The 1,134-nt window shown below is 60.8% G+C and carries 1 protein-coding gene; it reads right to left on the bottom strand.

Translation table 11 applies throughout. The annotated features are described in order from the left end of the window. The coding region (locus FTE26_RS09445; RefSeq protein WP_272457557.1) for an RHS repeat domain-containing protein at nucleotides 1-1,134 on the bottom strand (1,134 nt) is incomplete at both ends.

Here is a 1,134-nt window from a genome sequence, read left to right as displayed (position 1 = left end):
GGGGTCGATGTCTGATATCGGATTCAATTGATATCCATACAGGTTCCATCCCCCCTTCAGTCCAATCGGATCCTGAGTGATATACCGCCCCTGCAGCGGGTCATAATAGCGGTGGCGGTTATAATACAGGCCGGACTCCTCATCATACTGCTGCCCCGGCAGGCGGATGAGCTGCTGCAGCTGGTGCGGGTTCTCTTCATTCAGCTGGTTACCCCATTCATCATATTCTGCGCACCACGCTGTTGCCCCTTCCGTGCTGATGAGCGCCAGCGGCAGGCCGCGATGGTCGCAGTGGTACAGGTGGATTTTTCGCGCCGGCGTGTACACCGGGTCCATCTGGTTTTGCATCTGCTCCACGGTCAGGCCGCACGATGCCAGCCAGCGGCGGCTTTCCTCACTCACCCGGTCAGCCAGGATTTCACTTTCCAGCCGGTCGAGCATCTGCACCAGCACCGGCGGGAACACCACACTGCCACCGTCTTCGCCGCCGGACTGCTGAAGGGCATCCGCCAGGCTGCGGCGCTGCGTTTTCGCCAGCTCACCGGTGGCAGTTTCGATTTCACTTTCCAGCCGGTCGAGCATCTGCACCAGCACCGGCGGGAACACCACACTGCCACCGTCTTCGCCGCCGGACTGCTGAAGGGTATCCGTCAGGCTGCGGCGCTGCGTTTTCGCCAGCTCACCGGTGGCGGTTTCAACTCTGATGAGTGGCGTGAAGCTCCCCGGCTGATAAATCGTCTGGATGCGGGTTCTGTCGTTCTGTATTGTGGTCAGCCGGTCGCCGTCCCAGCCGTACCTGGTCACTTGCGGTTTCCGTGACAGCGACATCCAGCCCGTCAGGTCCCGTTCACGCCGCCATACCCGTTTTGCCACCCTGCGGCCCAGCGGGTCGTAAAGATAGCGACTTTCGACCAGCGGCTCTTCATATTGTGTCCGCGTGTAGTGCACCAGCCGGTGCTGACTGTCGTAATGGTACCGGTGAGTCCGCTCATCATCCGTGCGGATAACCCCTTCCGGGATGAGGTCGGTTTTCTCCGTCAGCCTGCCGTGACGGTCATACCGGTAAAGATAGTGCGCGTCACGGGCGATACGGTTATCCGGCCACATGCTGAGGGTGCTGTCCGGGTGCAGCTC

The sequence above is a fragment of the Escherichia sp. S10b genome, from assembly GCF_028421345.1.
In the GTDB taxonomy this organism is placed as follows: domain Bacteria; phylum Pseudomonadota; class Gammaproteobacteria; order Enterobacterales; family Enterobacteriaceae; genus ECMA0423.
The sequence above is the reverse complement of the archived record's forward strand: the minus strand, read 5'-3'. Positions and strand labels throughout refer to the sequence as shown.